The organism is Staphylococcus sp. EG-SA-2 (assembly GCF_017152085.1).
The window spans coordinates 1-1,072 of sequence record NZ_JACYHC010000881.1; the positions used below are offsets into that span (position 1 = coordinate 1).

Below are 1,072 nucleotides of genomic sequence, written 5' to 3' on the forward strand. Positions count from 1 at the left end.
TTAACAAGACACAAAACGTTGGATATCAAAATGAATACTTTTATATCACATATTTATCAAGAAACTTAAAAGAATATCGTAAATATTACGAACCGTTGATTCATAAAAATGATAAAGAATTTAAAGAAGGTATGCAACAAGCTAGAAAAGAGTTAGATTATACTGCCAATACTGATGCAGTTTCTACACTTTTTTCAACTAAGAAAAACTTTACTAAAGACAATACAGTAGATGATGTGATTGAATTGAGTAATAAATTAAAAGAAAAACCCAATATGCCTCAAAAATCTCAAGTTACTATTCAATTAGGAAAATCTAGTATAAATACTAAAAAACCATTTTATGACGATATAAATCCAATTGAAGGGTAAGTGAATATAAAGTGAATAAAATAAATGATAGGGACATAGCAGAATTGAGCAGTTATTGGGTTTATCAAGATATAAATGAAAAAAAGATTTTAAAGTAAATGGAAAACGGTTCAAACAAATAGATAATTATAATGATAATAGTAATGATAATATGAATGGTGCTGCTGATATTAAAACATACGAGTTACTTAATGATCAGGGGAATCCAACTGGTCAACAGACAATAATTTATCAAGGAACATCTAATGAGGCAATTAACCCAAATAATCCATTAAAATCATCGGGTTTTGGAGATGATTGGCTCCAAAATGCTAAATTAATGAATAATGATAATGAAAGCACAGATTATTTAAAGCAAGTAGAAGAATTCGCAAATAGTTATCGACAAAAAATTAAAGATGCTTCTGTTCTTGATGAAAATGAATTTAGAAGAAAATACAAAACTAAACCTTATAATTACAAAAACAAAACAATTGTGGCGGATGGTGGTAATTCGGAAGGTGGTGCAGGAGCAAAATATCAAGGAGCGAAACATCCGAATGAAAAAGTTGTTGCTACTGACTCAGCAATGATTCCTTATGCTGCTTGGCAGAAATTTGCTAGACCACGCTTTGATAATATGATTAGTTTTAATAGTACCAACGATTTATTAACATGGTTACAAGATCCATTCATCAAAGATATGCCAGGAAAACGCGTTA

At 29.6% G+C, this 1,072-nt stretch carries 1 protein-coding gene and 1 pseudogene; both read left to right on the forward strand.

Annotated features, from left to right (window positions below; translation table 11 throughout):
* Positions 1–371, forward strand: a 371-nt coding sequence (locus IDG60_RS15605) for a DUF1672 family protein (protein WP_206160901.1), incomplete at its 5' end; no start/stop codon positions are given.
* An 11-nt stretch (positions 372–382) separates the two neighbouring features.
* A pseudogene (locus IDG60_RS15610) lies at positions 383–1,072 on the forward strand (hypothetical protein); the annotation flags it as partial.